The 2,409-nt window shown below is 63.3% G+C and carries 1 protein-coding gene and 1 rRNA gene; both read left to right on the top strand.

Annotated elements, in window-relative coordinates:
• Positions 1-95: ribosomal RNA gene (gene rrf / locus AC5RTS_RS16245) — 5S ribosomal RNA — on the top strand; the annotation flags it as partial.
• 218 nt (positions 96-313) lie between these two features.
• Positions 314-2,083 (top strand): thioester domain-containing protein, encoded by a 1,770-nt coding sequence (locus AC5RTS_RS16240; RefSeq protein ID WP_493993048.1) that lies wholly within the window; start codon positions 314-316, stop codon positions 2,081-2,083.
• Positions 2,084-2,409: the final 326 nt, after the last annotated feature.

Raw genomic sequence — 2,409 nt, 5'->3', positions numbered from 1 at the left:
AAACGCCCGGTCCCATTCCGAACCCGGAAGCTAAGACCCACAGCGCCGATGGTACTGCATCCGGGAGGATGTGGGAGAGTAGGTCACCGCCGGACAATATTTTGATGGTTGAGGGCCCCGCATGGTTGCGGGGCCCTCACCTGTTTAACCCCGCACATGTCAATATGCATTTCCTGTCTCCGGCCGGCTTAGGCCGATATTCCGGTCCCTTCTGTTCCTTTGCGGAATCCCGGCTGTACTGTGCTCAGCACGCCACTGCGATTACGGCGTTTACTCGCGAGCCGTCTCCAGGAATGGAAGCAGGAAGACCCTTATGAGCCATGTCATGCCATCCCGCCTGAGCCGCCGAGCAGGACACGAGCGGCGCCTCCGGGCAACACTATTTGGCGTCGCAGCCGCTGCTGCGATTCTGCTGGCACCGTTCGCTGCACCGGCGAATGCGTCGTGGGTAGACGCAGATCCCAATGAGCCGGCCCCTGTTGCCGGCGCAGATGCGGAAGTGGTGACTACCGCGCTTGGCCCCGCTCAGAGGGTGCAGGCCTTCGTCGCCAACGATCCCACCCCGCCGGATCCCTTGGCACCGTATCCGGAGGAGAACCCGGCGGGTGTACCCGTGACCGGCCGGTTCGCGGGCATCATCCTCGCTGAGGATGCCGAAGGCGGGATCGGGCAGATGTACTGCATCGACACCGCGGTGGAAACCCAGGTCGGTATCGGCTACGTTCAGGGGGCTTGGGATGAATCCAACGTGGCCAACATCGGTTACGTGAACTACATCCTGAACAATTATTATCCTGCGAACCCCGCCGCGCCGGCGGGCCTGACGGCAAACCAGCAGGCTGCGGCGGTGCAGGGTGCTATCTGGTACTTCACCGACGGATACCTGGTCAACACTTCGGAAACCGTCATTCGACCTGTCGTTGAGGCGATCGTCGCGGACGCCCAGGCGAACGGGCCGCTGTTGGAACCGCCGGCACCGAATGTCACCGTTGACCCGCTGGTTGCCGCGGGTCCGGTGGGAGGCGTGGCCGGCCCCTTTACTGTGGCCGCGGAGGGAGCGGCAGAGGTTACGGTTTCTGTTCCCGTGGGGTACACCATCTTTGCTGACGCTGCGGGGACCGTTCCCATTCCCAGCGGGAGCGTGGTCGCTTCGGGTACCCAGGTCTGGGTGGGCGGCCCGCCGGCATCAACCGCGCCCGGAGTCCTCAGTGCCCGTGCTTCCGTTAGCGTCCAGACGGGCAATGTCTACCTTTACGACGGCGGTGATCCCCTTCGGGATAACGCCCAGCCCCTCATACTCGCAGCAACCACGGTGCTGGAAGCCACCGCGGAGGCGACCGCGGAATTCTTCGTTGCCGGCGATCTGCAGGTCAACAAGGAGTTTGCAGGTGAAGGTGTCGGCAGCCAGGCTGCCATAACGCTGAGTCTGGATTGCGCAGCAGCGGGCGTCTTCATATTCGAGATCCCGGCCGGAACGGCTGCACCTGTGACAGAAACTGTCACCGGCCTGCCGGTCGGCACCGTCTGTTCCGTCACGGAGACCGCGACGGGTTCCACTATGGAGGTGACGGTCACGGCATCCCTCCCGGATCCGGTGACTATCACGGAGGGGGAGAACGTTCTTACGGTGACGAATACGGTGGACTTTAATCCCGGCAGCCTGGTGGTTGCGAAGACAATTAGCGGACTGGGCGCCGGTCTGCAGGATGACGTCACTATCCATGTGCAGTGCGGTGACGGGGTAGTGGATGAGGTGTTTGTCATCCCGGCGGGTACTACGGCAGGTACTTTCAGCCAGGTCTTCGAGGGAATTCCGGCCGGCGTACTGTGCAGCGTGTCTGAACCGAGCTCGGGCGCGAACGAGGACGTTACGGTTGAATCCTCGGGGACCGCGGAGGTGACAATCCTGCCGGGTCAGGCGCAGACGGTTGAGCTGGTGAATGCGTATGCTCCGGTGCCGGTTACTGAGCGGCTCCCGCGTACCGGTGCGGAGGATACGGTTTCGTTGGTGCTGGCTGCCGGCGGTTCGGTGCTGGCTGGATCTTTGATGGTCCTGGGGTCACTGCGGCGGCGACACAGCTGACCCGGTACGCAGTTGATTCGGTGCGCACCTGATTGATAGCGCATGTTGATTGGCTGGAGCCGGTGCCCGCAGGGTGCCGGCTCCAGCCATGTAAGAGCAACCTGGCCGTGCCTGCAGGGGTGGGGGAGAGGGGGTCCGGTGGCCGGCAGCTGCCGAGTTGCACCGGGCACCGAACCTGTGTAAAGTCTTCTAAGTCGCCGAGGCCGGGACGCTGGAAAAGCGCCCGAGCATGGCGGCCAAATCCCTTCAAAAATCAGAGTCCAACTCCCGTGCCCTTCACCGGGCAGGCGGAAAAGACTCCGGTTGATGCTGGGACCGGAACGGCG

The sequence above is a fragment of the Arthrobacter sp. MDT1-49-2 genome (assembly GCF_059090185.1).
The sequence above is the reverse complement of the archived record's forward strand: the minus strand, read 5'-3'. Positions and strand labels throughout refer to the sequence as shown.